The organism is Kibdelosporangium persicum (assembly GCF_013280595.1).
GTDB lineage: Bacteria > Actinomycetota > Actinomycetes > Mycobacteriales > Pseudonocardiaceae > Kibdelosporangium > Kibdelosporangium persicum.
Map to the genome: position 1 here is coordinate 282,323 of NZ_JAAATY010000004.1, position 16,121 is coordinate 298,443.

Sequence of the window (16,121 nt, forward strand, 5' to 3'; positions counted from 1 at the left end):
TACAGTGGTGACCGTGAGTGTGGTGCTGCTGGCCGAGGACGACTCGGCGATCGCAGACCCGTTGTCGCGTGCTCTGCAGCGTGAGGGCTACGCCGTGGAGGTCGTCACCGACGGGCTGAGTGCGTTGGAGTTCGCCGACGCGGGCCGGGCGGATCTGCTGGTGCTCGACCTCGGGCTGCCCGGGATGGACGGGCTGGAGGTCTGCCGGCGGCTGCGCTCGTCCGGGCGTGGCCTGCCGGTGCTGATGCTGACCGCACGGGCGGACGAGGTCGACTTCGTCGTCGGCCTGGACGCGGGCGCCGACGACTACGTCGCCAAGCCGTTCCGCCTCGCCGAACTGCTGGCCCGCATCCGTGCCCTGATGCGCCGCCAGGCGCCGGGCGCGGTGGAGGTCAACGGCGTGAAGATGGACCTCGCCGCCCGCGTGGTGACCGTCGACGGCCAGGAGATCACGCTGGCCAACAAGGAGTTCGAGCTTCTTCGCGTGCTGATCCAGCGGGCCGGCCAGGTGGTCACCCGTGAGGAGATCCTCGCCGAGGTGTGGGACGACGCGCCCGAGCGCAAGACGAGCAAGACCCTGGACATGCACATGTCCTGGTTGCGCCGCAAGCTCGGCGACATCGGCCCGCGCGGGGCGACCGAACGCCGGATAGCCACGGTCCGTGGCGTCGGTTTCCGGTTCAACGCCGACTAAGGAAAAACATGCGCAGGCGGATCCTGCTGGCGATTCTGCTGGCGGTCGCGGTGACCACGCTCGCCCTCGGCGTCCCGCTCGGGTGGACCGCGCTGCGCCTGGTGGAGACGCTGACCAGGGAAGAGCTCCGCATCCAGGTCCAGCAGATCGGCCTGCAGCTGGACGACGACCTGGCCAACAACAGGCCGCTGGACATCTCCGACGTGCAGTCGGCGATCCCCGCCAACCGCAGGCTGATCGTCACGCTGCCGGGCGAGCCGACCCAGATGTACGGCCCGGACCCGGGCCACGACGTGCTGGCCGAGCAGATCGACATCCTGCGTAAGGGCACGGTCACCATCGAGCAGCCCGCCGGCCCGACCCGGCAACGGCAGACCCAGGTCGCCGGGCTGGTCGTGCTGACCATCGTGGTCACGATCGCGATCGCCACCGGCGTGGCCATCGTGACCGCGCGCCGCCTGGCGCAACCGCTCGGCCACGTCGCCAACCGTGCCGGAAAGCTTGGCGCGGGCGACTTCAGGCCCGATCCACGGCGCTACGGCGTCGCGGAGCTCGACCGCGTCGCCGAAGCGCTGGACACCTCGGCGGGCGCGCTGGCCGAGCTGGTGCAGCGGGAACGGGACCTCGTCGGTGACGTCTCCCATCAGCTGCGTAGCCGCCTGACCGCGCTGCAACTGCGGCTGGAGGCGTTGCAGCACACCAGCGACCGGGAGAACGCCGTCGACGCCGCGGCGGCGTTGGAGCAAGCGGAACGGCTGGGCGACGTACTCGACGAGCTGCTGGAGGCGGCCCGCGAAGCCCGCGCGACGGACGCCGAACCACTCGATCTGGCCGCCGCGCTGCCCGAGATCGTCAACGAATGGCGCGACCCGTTGCGTGCCAAGGGACGTGCGCTACGCGTGCGAGTACACGGCCGGCCGGTGGCGAAAGCCACCACAGCCAGGCTGCGCGAGGCGATCGGCGTGTTGCTGGACAACGCGTTGCGGCACGGCGCAGGCCCGGTCTCGGTGTCCGTACGCGCCACCGAGGCGACGGTGTCGATCGAGGTCTCCGACGGCGGCAACGGCGTCCCGGACGAGCTCGTCGCGCACATCTTCGACCGTGGCGTGTCCGGCGTGGGCTCGACAGGCGTCGGGCTCGCCCTCGCGCGTGCCCTTGTCGAGTCGGACGGCGGACGCCTGAAGCTGTCCGTGCCGCGTCCGCCGACCTTCACGATCTTCCTGCCGGTGCCCAGGGTGGACGAAGTACGCGGCGTGCGCTGGCCCGCTGAGCGGTCCCCGCGCTAGGAGTGCCCGAGCTCCTCGTCGGCCGGGTCGTTGCGCACGATGCGCGGGCGGGCGTTGGCCTGGGGGAAGACCCAGCGGCGGAAACCCCAGAACCGGAAGAACGTCGCCAGCAGCATGCCGATCACCGACCCGGACAGGAAGTCGGCGACCTCCTGCACCCAGCGCTCGACGTGCGGCACTTCGAGGTCCAGCACGTAGCGCGAGACGTACGGCGGCACCAGGTTGATCGCCACGCCACCGCCGCTGATCAGGAAGAACAGCGCGGCTTCGTGGTGGCGTTCGCGTCCGCCGCGGGTCCGGAACGACCACTCGCGGTTGAGGATGTACGACACGATCGTGGCGATGATGACCGCGATCGCCTTGGCCGTGATCGGTTTGCTCTCCAGGACGGTGAGCTTGAGGAAGAACCAGATGCCGTTGTCGATCACGAACGTGGTGCCGCCGACGATCGCGAACTTCAGCAGCTCGCGATGCTTGATGAGCACCGAACGCAGCGGCTCGGGAACCTGAGCCAGCACGCTTTCGACGATGGACACTTCCGCAGTCTACGGACGGCGGGTCAGGCCGCGCGGCGGTCCTCGTCGTCCCGGACGGCGTGCAGCCGGCGCCCGGTGCGGGTGGTCCGGGTCCGGGCGTTGGCCTCGGGGAAGACCCACTTCTTGAACGCCCACCAGCGGAAGACCATCGCGAGCAGGGTGCCGAGGATCATGCCGCTGGCGAAGTCCGCGACCTCCTGGGTGACCAGGCTCACATTCGGCACCATCAGGTCGAAGACGTACCGCGAGACGAACAGCGGCGCCGAGTTCAGCGCCACGCCGATCCCGCTGATCAGGAAGAACAGCGCGGCTTCGTGGTGGCGTTCGCGCCCGCCGCGGGTGTGGAAGGACCACTCGCGGTTCAGCACGTACGACAGGATCGTCGCCAGGATCACCGCGACGGCCAGTGCCGTGACGGGGTGCTCGTTCAAGATCGTAAGCTTGAGCGTGTAGTTGAACACGTTCGTGGCCAGGAAGCAGATTCCGCCCACCACAGCGAACCTGAGCAGCTCACGGTGCTTGAGCATCAGCTTGCGCACCGGCTCAGGGAGATGCTTGAAGAGGCTCTGCACAAAGGCCATGGCGGCAGAGCCTACTGATCCACAATTCGGCCCTTGACAGCAGTGCCGTACATTGTGTGCCCGCCCACGCCCAACGCGGGAGCTTTACCCCATTTCAGGACAATCAGGGCCCCTCAGCGCGGCGCAGGCCCGGTGCCGGGCGGGCAGCGACCCGTCAGTACCGCCAGCAGCCTTTCCACCGGGCCCAAGCCCGCGCAGTGATCCTTCGGCGGCGGTGGTGACGTTGTCGGTCGCGTCGGTGTTGTCGTCGTCTGCTTGGGCGGTGTCGAGGTCTCCTTCGGTGGAGTCGTCGTGGTCACCGTCTTCGGGTTCGTGGTCGTCGTGACTGGCGGTTTGGTCGTCGTCCGTGGCGGAGTCGTGGTCGTCGTGACGGGAGGCTTCGTGGTGCTGGTCGGCTTCGGGTCGGGCGGCACCGGCCAGTTCCACCACGGGATTTTGACCGTCGTGCTCGCGCTCGCCGTCCCGAGCGACGCCGTCACCAGGACCTTGCCGTGCCAGAAGGGCGGCTCGCCGTCCGCGCCGCCGGAATTCGGCGGAGTGAGCCGTACTCGCAGGTAGAAGCGGTCGCCGGGGCTCAGCGGCTGCGACGTCACGCAGCTCAGCGTCGTGCCGTTGGACGTACAGGACGCGGCCGGCCAGGCCGAGAGCATCGAGCCGGGCTGGTCGAACGTGACCGTGACCGGTTTGGTGCTCTCACCGGTGTTCTTGGCCACCGCCTGCAGGCTCGCGGTGCGGTTCCGGCCGGGCGCGGGGATGCCGAGCCAGTCCTGGAACGCGTAGATCGACACACCGTCCTTGCGCACCGGTGGCTGGACGTCGACGCGCACCGAAACCGGCACGCTCACGGAACTGCCTGCGCTGACCGTGCCCACGATGTTCCCGCCTGGGCTGTTCTCGTCGGCGTCGATGCGGAACAGCAGCGTCACGGACTCGCCCGGCCGCAGGCCACGGCCGTTCGTACAGGACACGGTCCCGGAACCGCCCGGGCACGACACCGAATCCTGTTGCAGCGCGCCATTGAGGCGCAGCACGCCGGAACCGGCCATCCGGGACGTCCCGACAGCGTTCACGCCCGGCGGCAGGGTCAAGGCGGCGACGACAGGCTCGGACACCGTGCCACCGTTGTTGGTCACCGACAGGGGCAGATCAGTCGGGCCGCTGCCTGGCACGAGCGTGATCGGCGTCAGCGACGGGACCGTCAGACTCGGCGGTCCGGGCTGCGGTGGAGGCGCCTGTGTCGGAGGCGCCTGCGTTGGGGGTGCCTGCGTCGGCGCCAGAGTGCTCGGGGCCGGTGGTGGCTGTGGACTCGACGGCGGCGGTGGTGCTGGGGGTGGTGACGGCGTCGTCGGCGTGTTCTGCGGCGGAGGCGGCGGCACGGGCGGCGGGAGTACCGGCGACTGCGGTGGTGGCACCGGTCGCTGCGGGGAGCTCGTCGGCGAAGGCTGCTGCTGCGCGGTCGGGATTTCCTGCGTCTCGGCGGCCGTCAGCGCGAGCACGACGGCCGCGGCCAAGGCCGCGACGGACGCGCCCACGCCCACGAACTGCCGTGGTAGAGAAGACGCCGCACCACCGGCGCCCGCGGCCGTGCCCGCCGCGGCGCCCGCGACGACGGCCGTGGTGGTCTTGGCGCCGGTCGTCGCCAGGTAGCCGAGCGCCCCGGCGCCGAGGACCAGCGGCGCGACGACCACGCGCATGCCGCTGTTGACGTCGGCCAGTTCCACCGCCAGCGCCCGGCAGCGCTCGCACTCGTCCAGATGCGCTTCGACCTGTGCGGTCTCCCGCTTGGAAAGCCCGCCCCTGGTCCACGCGCCCAGGCGCTCCGCGGTCGCCTTGCAGCGCTCGTTCGTCGACTCGGCCAGGTGCACCTGAAGGTACGCCTGCCGTAGGCCTTCACGGGCGCGGTAGGCCAACGCGCTCACGCCGTTGGGCGTCAGGCCGAGGATGGGCGCGACCTCGGCGGGCGACTGCCCTTCGACCTCGGTGTGCCACAGCACGGCCTGCCAGCGCTCAGGTAGCCGGGCGAACGCACGCGCGGCGAGCGAACGCTCCAAGCCTGCGACGGCGGTGTCCGAGAACGGGACCGCTGTCTCCGCGCCCGCGATCGTGGTGACGTCGTCGGACAGTTCGACTCGCTTGTCCCGCCGGGTCTTGTCGTACGCGGTGTGCCGCAGGGCGGTCAGCAGGTATGCGCGAAAGGCCGAATCCGGGCCGCGACCGGCCCGAAGCGTGTCCAGCACCTTGGCGAACGCCTCGGACACCAGGTCGTCGGCCTCCGCCTGGGACCGGCTCAGCTGGCGGGCGAGGTTGTACGCGGCTCCGACGTGCCGTTCGTAGAGCGACCCGTATGCCGAGACCGTGCCCCGGCGCACCGAATTGATCAGTTCGGCGTCGCTCGGGCCGTGCGCCTCAGCGGGAACTGTGGACACGTGCCTCCCTCGTCGCTGCCCGTGATGCCGGTAAGTGTGACCGACCCACGTCACGGAGTCATCTCCCCGGCCAGGCCGGTTGTTAGCCGAGTGTGAGCGGGTAATCCGTTCGCATGACAATTCGGTCGGAACCGCGTCACACCTGACACCCTGCGACGTTTCAGATCCGGATCTTCCGATCGGCGGAGAGGAACTGGTAACTGTGGCGGTTCGCGAAGCGGGTTCCCGGTCACCCCGTGGCGACGCCGATGGTGCGGACGCCGCCCTGCGGTCCCTGCGTGCCAGATGGCGTGGCGCCAGCATCGCGGCCGGCTGGCGGTACCCGAGCGACTGGGCGCTGCCCGAAGTCGACGCGGTCTGTGCGTCCGCGCTGGTCAAAGCCGATCTGGCGGACCCGTTGGCGGATCTCGGCCGGGCGCGTGCGGTCTCCGGGGCGGGGCTGGACGAGACCCTGACGGACGTCGCGGCCCTGCACGCGGTGCTCAGCGACCCGCGCCTGCTCGCGGCCAACCCGGACGCCACCCCGGCCCGTCTGCTCCGGTTGACGGCGCTGGCCTGGGCCGACGTGTCGTCGCGGGAGATCGCCCGCAGCGAGGTCCGGGAGAGCCTGACCGGCCTGTCCACGGCCGCCTACCTGCGCACCCGGCTCGGTGAGATCTACCGCCGGGCCGCGCGCGAGGCGCGGTTGCCCCGGCACGTGTTGCTCACTGTCCGTATCGACCTCTCCGCGGTGGTCGGCTGGTCCCGGCTGATGGCGATGGTGCTCGCCGCGGACGTGCTTCGTCAGGTCTTCGACGGCGGCGAGAGCCTGGCGCTGCTCGGCCCGTCGGTGGCCGTCGTGCTCACCGAACGCGAGCCTGACCTGGCCAAACGCAGTGTGGACGCCCAGCTGGCGCTGGCCGGGCGGCTCTCGGTCGACCCACAGCTGCACACGGCCGGACCCGTCGAAGTGCGCCTGCACCGGCTTCCGCCGACCCACGAGCAGGCCTGCGAGCTGATCGCCTCCCTCAGCCGCAGCTGACAAAACCCCAGGTCATCCCTCGTGAGTGTTTATCGGGGTTAGAACACGCGTAAACACTCACGAGGGGGGATGCGGGGGCTCGGGCCACGTTCGGGTGGTCTTCGTGATTTGCTGTCCGGGTGAGCGACGTGGACGAGCGCAGCGGGGGTGCGCCCGTGCGGGCGACGGGGCAGGGCCCGGGGAAGGTCACCGCGGCGGTTGAGTGGTTCGTCGGGTCATGGCGCGCGATGTGGGTCGTGCTGGCCGTGCCCGCCGCCTTCATCATCACCGGCATCGCCGTGTGGATCGCGCACGGCAAGATGGGCGTCGACTCCGCCGTCTACCGGGCGGGCGGCATCGCGTTGCTCACCGGAGAGCCGCTCTACGACAAGATGACGTTGCTCGCCGAGCCGTGGTGGGCGCAGCTGCCGTTCACCTACGCGCCGTCGGCCGCGTTGTTCTTCGTCCCGATGGCGTTGTTCCCGACGACGGTCTCGTGGGGCTTTCTCAGCGCGACCTCCGTGCTGGCGATGAGCCTGGTCATCCGGATCACGCTGGACAAGGTCCCCCGCCGGCCGAGCTGGCTGGAGCCGCGCAGGGCGACCGTCTGGTTCTCCGTGCTGATGCTGGGCCTGGAACCGGTCTGGCGGACGCTGTTCCTCGGCCAGATCAACCTGATCCTGCTGGTGATCGTGGTCGTCGACGTGCTGGTGATCACCACCGCGGGCGGCCGGATCGGCAAGTGGGGCGGGGTGCTCATCGGCATCGCCGCCGCGATCAAGCTGACGCCGTTGATCTTCGTCGCGCACCTGGTGCTGGTCGGCCGGCGTGCCTCGGCGGTCCGGGCGTTCGCCACGTTCGTCGGCCTGCAGGGCCTGATGTTCGCCATCTCCGCGAGCGACACCTGGAAGTACTGGACCGTCACGATCGTCGGCGACCCGGCCCGGATCGGCCCGGTCTACTGGAACGGCAACCAGTCGCTGAACGGCCTGATCAACCGGATCACCCTGCTCGACCCGAACTCGACCAAGATCGCGCTGGCGATCGGCGCGCTGCTGGCGATCCCGGCGATGCTGCTGGTCCGCCGGTTCCACCGGCACGGCCGCGCGGTGACGGCGTTGCTGGTCAGCGCGTTCTTCGGGCTGCTGTTCAGTCCGGTCACGTGGACCCACCACTACGTCTGGGTGGTGCCGCTGCTGATCATGCTGATCGCCCGGATGCCCGACCCGTTGCCGCAGGGGGTCGCGCGGATCGCGCGGGCCGCGGTCGCGCCGCTGGCGGTGTTCGTGGTGTTCGTCAGTTGCATCCTGCTGTGGATGCGCGGCGGGTTCGGCAGGGAACTGCTGTGGCACTGGTGGGAGTTCATCCCCGGCAGCGCGTACATGATCGTCCCGGTCGGCGCGGGTATCGCGATCGCGATCCGGGTGGTGCGCAGACGTCTGCGCGCCCGCGCCGGTGACGAACAGCCGAGGATCGCAGCCGGTCAATCGTCGTGAGGCAGCAGCGTTCCCGGCTGATCGACGCCGCGTTCTACCTGGGTTTCGGCCTGGACGCCGCGTACACGGCGGTGTTCTCGGAGTTCTACGGCTTCCGGGTATGGGGCAACTTCGCGGTCGTCGGATACGCGTTCGCCTTCCTGCACACCGCGATCCTGTTGCTGACACGACGCGAGGGATCACGGTGGATTCCGGTCGGCTACGTGGTCGCGCTGGGCATGGTCGTGCCGATGCTCGTGCTGGTCTTCAAGCGGATGACCGGCCGGGACTGGGGCTCGCCCGCGCACTCGATGACCGCGCAGCCCGAGGTGTGGGTGATCGAGCGGGCCGGGCGCCTGCTGTGGGCCACCGGCTCGCCGTATGTCGACTTGTCGACTTTGAATCGGCCGCCGGTGGTGGACGACTACACGCCGTACAGCCCTGCCATGGCCCTGCTCGGGCTGCCCAACGCGTTGTTCGGCCGGTCCGTGGTGACCGACGCCCGGATCGTCGCGTTCATGCTGACCGTGGTGATCTTCCTGCTGATCCTGAAGGCCCTCGACTGGCCCTCGCTGTCGGTCCGGCCCGTCCAGTTCGTCGCTTTGACGACTTTCACGACCTTGTCGGCGGCGGTCGCGGGCAATGACATGCCCGTGGTCGCGTTGCTCGTCCTCGGTGCCGTCCTCGCGATGCGGTCACGGCCGGAGTGGGCCGCGCTGGTGCTGGCGCTGGCGTCCAGCATGAAGCTGACGGCGTTGCCCGCGGCCGTCGTCGTGGCCGTGGCGCTTGCCTTCTCGTGGCGCTTCCTTGCCACGTTCGTCGCCGGGATGGTCGTGTTCACCGGCCTTTCCGCCGCGACGAACTGGGAAGCGTTCGTGGACAACGTGATCCGGTTCCCGGCCAACATGGCCGCGGTGCGGTCCCCGGCGGGCAGCCCGCTGCCAGGGCACCTGCTCGAACAGACCGGGCCGGTCGGGCACACGGCCGTGCTGGTCCTGCTGGCACTGGCCGCGGTCGGCATGCTGTGGTGGCTGCTCGCGCGTCCGCCGCGCACCACCGCGGAGATCCTGCTGCGCACCGGCGTCGGGCTGGGCGTGGCGATGCTGCTGATGCCCGCGACCCGCTGGGGCTATCTGATCTACCCGATCGCTCTGCTCGGGGCCGCCTTGTACTCCTGGCGTCCGGCTCGCCAGTTGACGCAGGTAGGGTGACCTGCTCGTGGACCCAGTGACAGGCTTTCCCGTCGTCGGCATGGTCGGCGGCGGCCAGCTCAGCCGGATGACCCAGCAGGCCGCGATCGCGCTCGGCCAGTCGTTGCGTGTGCTCGCCGTCTCCCCGTCGGACCCGGCCGCGCTGGTGACGCCGAACGTCACGATCGGCCACCACACGGACCTGGACGCGTTGCGCGGCTTCGCTGCCGAGGTCGACGTGTTGACGTTCGACCACGAGCACGTGCCCACCGAGCACCTGCGGACGCTGGTCGCCGAAGGCTTCACCGTCCACCCGGGCCCCGAGGCGCTGATCCACGCGCAGGACAAGCTCGTGATGCGCAACCGACTGGCCGACATGGACGTACCGATCCCGGCGTACGCCGAGGTCAAGACGCCCGCCGACGTGACCGCGTTCGGCGAGAAACACGGCTGGCCGGTCGTGCTGAAGGCCGCACGCGGCGGCTACGACGGCCGCGGCGTCTGGATGGTGCCGTCGTCCGGCGAGGCACTCGTGACCGAACTGCTCGAGGCCGGGACACCGCTGCTCGTCGAGGAACGCGTCGACATGACGCGCGAGCTCGCAGCGGTCGTCGCGCGTTCGCCGTTCGGTCAGGGCGCGGCATGGCCGACCGTGCAAACGGTGCAGTCCAACGGAATCTGCGTCGAGGTCCTGGCGCCTGCGCCGTCGCTGTCGCCTGATCTGGCCGAGGAAGCCCAGGAACTGGCCCTGCGGATCGCTTCTTCCCTTGGCGTGGTGGGTGTTCTGGCCGTCGAGCTGTTCGAGACCGCGTCCGGTCTGGTCGTGAACGAACTGGCCATGCGCCCGCACAACTCCGGGCACTGGACCATCGAAGGCGCGGGGACCTCGCAGTTCGAGCAACACCTGCGGGCCGTGCTCGACTACCCGCTCGGCTCGACCGACCCGGTCGCGCCCGTGGTCGTGATGGCGAACGTGCTCGGCGCACGGTCCACACCGGACATGGGCGCGGACGAGCGCCTGCACCACCTGTTCGCCAGGTACAAGGACGTGCACGTGCACTACTACGGCAAAGCCGAACGGCCCGGCCGCAAGATCGGGCACGTGACGGTGCTGGGTACGAACCTGGCGGAGGTCCGGCAACGCGCCCGGTTCGCCGCCGACTGGCTGTCCGCCGCCGCGTGGCCGGACGGCTATGACGTGCATGGAGGGAAGTAACTGTGGTGGACGTCGGCGTGATCATGGGCAGCGACTCGGACTGGCCGGTGATGTCGGAGGCCGCGAAGGCCTTGGCCGAGTTCGACGTGTCCTATGAGGTCGGTGTGTACTCCGCACACCGCACCCCTGGCCGGATGCTGTCCTACGCGCAGTCCGCGGCTTCCCGTGGCGTCAAGGTGATCATCGCGGGTGCCGGGGGCGCGGCGCACCTGCCGGGCATGGTGGCTTCGGCGACCGTGCTGCCTGTGATCGGTGTGCCGGTGCCGCTGAAGTACCTGGACGGCATGGATTCGCTGTTGTCGATCGTGCAGATGCCCGCCGGGGTGCCGGTTGCCACGGTTTCCATTGGTGGTGCGCGTAACGCGGGGTTGCTCGCCGTCCGGATGCTGGCCGCCACCGATCCGGGGTTGCAGGCGAGGATGGGTGAGTTCCAGGCGGGGCTTGAGGCAATGGTTCTCGAGAAGGACGAGAAGCTTCGGCAGACCGCTGGGCAGGGTTAGGCCGTGTTTCAAATGCCCGATCGCGATAGCCGGGCCGGATGCGGCCCCTGACGCCACCGCGGGACCGCCCAAAGACAACCAGTATTCGCGGCGATCCCGCGGCGACGCCAGGAACCGCCCCACCGAGCCGATTCCGGCCTCCGGCCGGGGCAGACTCTCATCGACCGGGACATTCGAAACACGACCTAGGCGATCCGCCACCCGCGCACACCATTGGAACAGCGGGTGAAGGACTCAGCCCAACGTGTCCATCAGGGCGGTGACATAGGCGTCCAGCCGCTCCTCCACGGCTCGCGCCGTCAGGTCTGTCCGGCCTGCCTCCCGCCAGGGCCGCGCCACCAACCGCACTTCTTCGGAGCACGCCAGCCCGTCCCGCACCAGCCAGTACAGCCGCTCGCTCGCGGCCGTGGCCAGCACTCCGCCGGCCTCCTCGTACGCCTCGGCGAACCGCAGACCCCACACCGGGCCGTGCAGCAGCGCGAGATTGGTGGAGCAGTGCGCCACATCGAGGTCCGCCGGGCCCCAGGAGGCCTGCGCCCAGTCGACGACACCGGTGATCCGGGCGTCTGGCGCGATGGAGGGCGGCCCGTCGAACAGCACGTTGCCGGGTTGGAAGTCCCGGTGCAGGAATCGCCCTTCATACGAGGGCGGGGGCTTGCGGATCACGTTGATCGCCGCCGCCCATGCAGCCGCGTCAGCGCCCTTCGGAGTCACGACGCTGTCGGCGGTCGTCAACGCCATGTACTTCCGGGGCCGCTCGGCAGGCCGTAACGCGTGGATCGCCACGAGTTGACGAGCCAGCAGAGGGACACGCGTCGCCAATCCCTCATCGTCGAGCACCGCACGTCCCGGCAGATGTGTCATCAGGAGCGACGGATATTCGCAATGCGCGGCGGTCGGATCAACCGCGACGAGCCCAGGAGCCGGTACGCCGCTCCCCGTGAGCACGGTCAGCGCGCCGGCCTCCCTGGTCAGCCAGTCCTCGGCGTACTCCGTGGCCACAAAGGTCCGCAGCACCAGGTCACGGGTGCCTCCGTCCCGCGTGCCGGCGGTCAGCCGCCGCATCTCGGCAGTGATGCCGCCGTGCAGCGCCTCAGCCCGGACGATCCGCTCGCCGACCTCCAGGTGCCTGTTCACCCAGGCCAACGTCAACGGCCGGACGGCCACCGCCTCATCGTGGTTGAGCACCATGCCATTCCATCACCCTGCCCCCGTAACCCCGCAGCTCAACCCTCGTGAGTGTTTATCCGTGTTCTAACCCGGATAAACACTCACGAGGGGCACGCTGGGGGTTTAGCCCTTGAGCAGGGAGCGGGCCATGACCTGGCGCTGGATCTGGTTGGTTCCTTCGTAGATCTGGGTAATTTTCGCGTCGCGCATCATTCGCTCGACCGGGAAGTCACGGGTGTACCCGGCGCCGCCGAACAACTGCACGGCGTCGGTCGTCACGGACATCGCCACGTCGGAGGCGAAGCACTTGGCCGCGGCGGCGACGAATCCGGTGTCGGCTTCGCCGCGCTCCGCCTTGGCCGCTGCCACGTAGACCATGTGACGGGCCGCTTCGATCTTCATCGCCATGTCGGCCAGCATGAACTGGACGCCCTGGAAGTCGGCGATGGCCTTGCCGAACTGCTTGCGTTCCTTGACGTACGCGATCGCCGCGTCCAGTGCGCCCTGGGCGATGCCGACGGCCTGCGCGCCGATGGTCGGACGGGTGTGGTCGAGGGTGCGCAGGGCCGTCTTCAGGCCCGTGCCCGGTTCGCCGATGATGCGGTCACCGGGGATCACGCAGTTCTCGAAGTAGATCTCACGGGTCGGCGAGCCCTTGATGCCGTGCTTGCGCTCCTTCGGCCCGACGGAGAAGCCGGGGTCGTCGGCGTGCACGACAAAGGCCGAGATGCCCTGTGACGGCTTGGGCGCGTCCGGGTTCGTCACCGCCATCACGGTGTACCAGACGGATTCGCCCGCGTTGGTGATCCAGCACTTGGTGCCGTTGAGCACCCACGTGTCGCCTTCCTGACGCGCGCGGGTCTTCATGGCCGCGGTGTCCGAACCGGCCTCACGCTCGGACAGCGCGTACGAGATCGACGTCTGGCCCGCCGCGATGGACGGCAGGACCTGCTTCTTCAGCTCCTCGGAGCCGGCCAGGATGATCGGCATCGAGCCCAGCTTGTTCACCGCCGGGATCAGCGACGAGGACGCGCACACCCGGGCGACCTCCTCGATCACGATGCACGTGGCGATCGCGTCGGCGCCCTGACCGTCGTACTCCTCGCCGATGTGCGGGGCGTTGAAGCCGGAACGGACGAGCGCGTCACGAGCCTCGACCGGGTAACGCTCGTTCTCGTCGCAGTCGGCCGCGTACGGCGCGATCTCCTTCTCGGAGAGCGCGCGCACTGCCTCGCGCACAGCCTCGTGCTCCTCCGACAGCTGGTATACGCCCGCGTTCACCGTGTTCCGCCTTCCAACCGACCAGTAACAACTGGTTCGATGTTAGTCCTCGTTCACTGCCGGGAGCTTGTGTCCTGGCCCGCACTTGGAGTTAGCTTCCAAGGATGACCGCTACGTGGCCTCCCCACATCGGCAAGAAGCTCGACTATCCGGAGGTCGCCGTCGGTGCGATCCTGGCCGGCTCGGCACGCAGGTTCGGTGACCGGGTCGTCTTCAGCCACCATGGCGACGAACTCACCTACACGCAGCTGTGGCAGCGTGCCTGCCAGTTCGCGAACGGCCTGGTCAGCAGGGGCGTCAAGGCTGGGGACCGGGTGGCCCTGCGGATGCCGAACTGCCTGCCGTTCCCGGTGGCGTACTACGGCCTGTTGCTGGCCGGGGCCACGTTCGTGCCGGTCAACCCGCTGATGCCGGAGGCCGCGGTGGCCGCTCAGCTGGAGGACGCCGGAGCGGTGCTGACCGTGGTAGCGAGCGACGTGGACGAGATCCGCGACGGCCAGCCGGACACGCCACCGGACGTGCAGATCGACATCTACCGTGACCTGGCGCATCTGGCGTACACCGGCGGCACCACCGGGCGCTCCAAAGGCGTCGAGCTCCCGCATCGCAACGTCGTGGTCAACACCCTGCAGTTCGCCTGCTGGCAGTCCGGCTCGGTGCCCGCGCTGGACAGCGAGGGTGGCGTGGTCCTCGACCAGATCGGCGACCCGTCGGAGTACCGCACCCGCCTGGGTGAGGGCCGGGCGATCAACCTCACGCCGTGGTTCCACGCGATGGGCACGATCGCGGGCCTGAACGTGCTGATCCTCACGGGGATGTCGGTGATCCTGCACGACCGGTTCGATCCGGCCGCCTACCTCGCCGACGCCGAGAAGTTCCAGGTCACCTCGATGGGCGGGGCGCCCGCGCTGTTCGCGGGCCTGCTGGCCTGCCCGGACATCGCGACGCGGGACCTGTCCGCGGTGAACTCCATCGGGTCAGGCGCGGCACCGATGCCGTACGAGATGACGGTCGCCTTACAGCGGATCATGCCCAACGCGGTGATCGTCGAGGGATACGGCCTCACCGAGGTCACCATGGGCGCGACCTCCGCGCCGACCTTCGTGTCCGGGCTGCGCAAAGTGGGCACGGTCGGCGTGCCGGTCTTCGACACCGAGGTCAAGCTCGTGCCGGTGGAGGGCGGTGACGAGCCGGTTCCGGCCGGCGAGCCCGGCGAGGTCTGCATCCGCGGCCCGCAGGTGATGGCCGGGTACCACAACCGGCCGCGGGAGACCGCCGACGTCCTCGTCGACGGGTGGCTGCACACCGGTGACATCGGCGTGCTCGACGAGGACGGCTATCTGTCCATTGTGGATCGCAAGAAGGACATGCTGCTCTACAAGGGGTACAACGTCTATCCCCGCGAGCTGGAGGAGCTGCTGATCGCGCACCCCGGCGTGGCGATGGCCGCCGTGGTGGGCCGCAAGGACCTCGAGGCAGGCGAGCTGCCGGTCGCCTTCGTGGTGCCGGCGAAACCGGACGTGACCGCCGAGGAGGTCATGGCGGACATCAACGACCAGGTCGTGCCGTACAAGCGGCTGCGCGAGGTGATCCTCACCGACCAGATCCCGATCTCGGCGGCCGGCAAGATCCTCAAGCGGGAACTGCGGGAGCGCCTGAAATCCTGACCCGGCGGCGACCAGTTTTCGGGACCGGCGGTGTCTATCTCTCCGAGAGGCACCACCAGGACCGAAGGAGCCGCCATGCGAGGGGACACCGACGCCGGGAATCTGCTGGCGTTGGCGCGGGACGGGGACGGCGAGGCGTTCCGCAGGCTCGTCGAGCCGTATCGACGTGAGCTGCAGCTGCACTGCTACCGCATCCTCGGCTCGGTGCACGACGCCGAGGACCTGCTGCAGGAGACGTTGCTGGCGGCGTGGCGCGGGATAAGCGGCTACGAGGAACGCGCGTCCATCCGCACGTGGCTCTACCGGATCGCGACCAACCGCTGTCTCAACGCGCTGCGGGCCGGTACCCGCCGTTCGCAGGACTACGCGGCCTACCAATCGGAGGTCCCGTTGCCCGAGCCGTCGCACCGCCGAGCCGAGCCGAGCTGGTTGCAGCCGTATCCCGACGCGCTGCTCGACGAGATCGCCGACCACACCCCTGGACCGGAAGCGCGATACGAGACCAGGGAATCGGTGTCGCTGGCGTTTCTGGCCGGTCTGCAGCAATTGCCGCCGAGGCAACGAGCCGTGTTGGTACTGCGGGACGTGCTCGGATTTCGTGCCGCCGAGGTGGCGACGATTCTGGACGTCACCGAAAACGCGGTGACCGGTGCGCTGAAACGAGCCCGAAGCGCATTGGCGCACTTGCCGGACCGGGAAAACGTGCCGCTGCCGGAGTCGCCGCGAGAACGCCGCATCGTGGACGATTTCACCCGCGCCTTCCAGGAGGGTGACGTCGACGCGGTCGTGGCCATGCTGACGGACGACGCGTGGCTGACCATGCCGCCGTTGCCGCTGGAGTACCAGGGCCTGGACGCCATCCGGCACTTCCTGTCCACGGTGGCGCTGCGCGGCTGCCTGCGGTACGTGCTGATTCCCACGCGGGCGAACGGCCAACCGGCGTTCGGCTGCTACGCCCGTGACCCGCGGACGCCGATCATGCACGCCCACGGGGTGATCGTGCTGACCCTGGACGGCGATCGGATCTCCGCGCTGACGCGATTCCTGGACAACTCCCTGCTGGCGGCCTTCGGCCTGCCGCGGTCACTACGTTCCTGAG

The 16,121-nt window shown here is 69.4% G+C and carries 14 protein-coding genes; 9 read left to right on the forward strand and 5 right to left on the reverse strand.

The genetic code is table 11. The features are described 5' to 3' along the window. Window positions 1-13: 13 nt before the first annotated feature. Window positions 14-694, forward strand: a complete 681-nt coding sequence (locus tag GC106_RS10320) for a response regulator transcription factor (RefSeq protein ID WP_173127473.1) — start codon at window positions 14-16, stop codon at window positions 692-694. Between the two features lie 8 nt (window positions 695-702). Continuing rightward, window positions 703-1,980 carry a sensor histidine kinase gene (locus GC106_RS10325; RefSeq protein ID WP_173127476.1) on the forward strand — a complete coding sequence of 426 codons (1,278 nt, stop codon included), beginning with the start codon at window positions 703-705 and terminating at the stop codon, window positions 1,978-1,980. Here the strand turns inward: GC106_RS10325 and GC106_RS10330 are convergent. The 3 genes from GC106_RS10330 to GC106_RS10340 all read right to left on the reverse strand — a co-directional run bounded on the left by GC106_RS10330 (window position 1,977) and on the right by GC106_RS10340 (window position 5,523). Continuing rightward, window positions 1,977-2,516 (reverse strand): GtrA family protein, encoded by a 540-nt coding sequence (locus GC106_RS10330; protein ID WP_173127479.1) that lies wholly within the window; start codon window positions 2,514-2,516, stop codon window positions 1,977-1,979. The genes GC106_RS10325 and GC106_RS10330 overlap by 4 nt on opposite strands. A gap of 23 nt (window positions 2,517-2,539) precedes the next feature. After that, a complete protein-coding gene (locus tag GC106_RS10335; protein WP_173127481.1) occupies window positions 2,540-3,097 on the reverse strand; it encodes a GtrA family protein in 558 nt (185 codons plus the stop codon). Window positions 3,098-3,210: 113 nt separating this feature from the next. After that, window positions 3,211-5,523 (reverse strand): sigma-70 family RNA polymerase sigma factor, encoded by a 2,313-nt coding sequence (locus GC106_RS10340; RefSeq protein ID WP_173127484.1) that lies wholly within the window; start codon window positions 5,521-5,523, stop codon window positions 3,211-3,213. A gap of 202 nt (window positions 5,524-5,725) precedes the next feature. Between GC106_RS10340 and GC106_RS10345 the strand changes: the two genes are divergently transcribed. From GC106_RS10345 to purE, 5 genes are all read left to right on the forward strand, one after another. Continuing rightward, on the forward strand, window positions 5,726-6,544 hold the full coding sequence (locus GC106_RS10345; protein ID WP_173127487.1) for a hypothetical protein: 819 nt from the start codon (window positions 5,726-5,728) through the stop codon (window positions 6,542-6,544). A gap of 119 nt (window positions 6,545-6,663) precedes the next feature. Then, the gene (locus tag GC106_RS10350; RefSeq protein ID WP_173127490.1) at window positions 6,664-8,019 is read left to right on the forward strand and encodes a glycosyltransferase 87 family protein; all 1,356 of its coding nucleotides are present in this window, start codon (window positions 6,664-6,666) and stop codon (window positions 8,017-8,019) included. Continuing rightward, window positions 8,016-9,209, forward strand: a complete 1,194-nt coding sequence (locus GC106_RS47650; RefSeq protein ID WP_173127493.1) for a glycosyltransferase 87 family protein — start codon at window positions 8,016-8,018, stop codon at window positions 9,207-9,209. The genes GC106_RS10350 and GC106_RS47650 overlap by 4 nt, the downstream gene beginning before the upstream one ends. 7 nt (window positions 9,210-9,216) lie before the next feature. Beyond that, window positions 9,217-10,404, forward strand: coding sequence for a 5-(carboxyamino)imidazole ribonucleotide synthase (locus GC106_RS10360; protein WP_173127496.1), 1,188 nt, complete (start codon window positions 9,217-9,219; stop codon window positions 10,402-10,404). Between the two features lie 23 nt (window positions 10,405-10,427). Beyond that, on the forward strand, window positions 10,428-10,904 hold the full coding sequence (purE, locus tag GC106_RS10365) for a 5-(carboxyamino)imidazole ribonucleotide mutase (RefSeq protein WP_173127836.1): 477 nt from the start codon (window positions 10,428-10,430) through the stop codon (window positions 10,902-10,904). A 234-nt stretch (window positions 10,905-11,138) separates the two neighbouring features. Here the strand turns inward: purE and GC106_RS10370 are convergent, their stop codons facing one another. Both GC106_RS10370 and GC106_RS10375 read right to left on the reverse strand, forming a co-directional pair. Next, on the reverse strand, window positions 11,139-12,095 hold the full coding sequence (locus GC106_RS10370; protein WP_173127499.1) for a phosphotransferase family protein: 957 nt from the start codon (window positions 12,093-12,095) through the stop codon (window positions 11,139-11,141). 102 nt (window positions 12,096-12,197) lie between these two features. Further along, complete coding sequence (locus GC106_RS10375; protein WP_173127502.1) at window positions 12,198-13,355, reverse strand: acyl-CoA dehydrogenase family protein; 1,158 nt, start codon at window positions 13,353-13,355, stop codon at window positions 12,198-12,200. 104 nt (window positions 13,356-13,459) lie between these two features. On the opposite strand from GC106_RS10375, the gene GC106_RS10380 reads away from it, so the two are divergent. Beyond that, window positions 13,460-15,022, forward strand: coding sequence for a class I adenylate-forming enzyme family protein (locus GC106_RS10380; protein WP_173127505.1), 1,563 nt, complete (start codon window positions 13,460-13,462; stop codon window positions 15,020-15,022). Window positions 15,023-15,097: 75 nt separating this feature from the next. Next, window positions 15,098-16,120 carry a sigma-70 family RNA polymerase sigma factor gene (locus tag GC106_RS10385; RefSeq protein ID WP_173127508.1) on the forward strand — a complete coding sequence of 341 codons (1,023 nt, stop codon included), beginning with the start codon at window positions 15,098-15,100 and terminating at the stop codon, window positions 16,118-16,120. Window position 16,121: the final 1 nt, after the last annotated feature.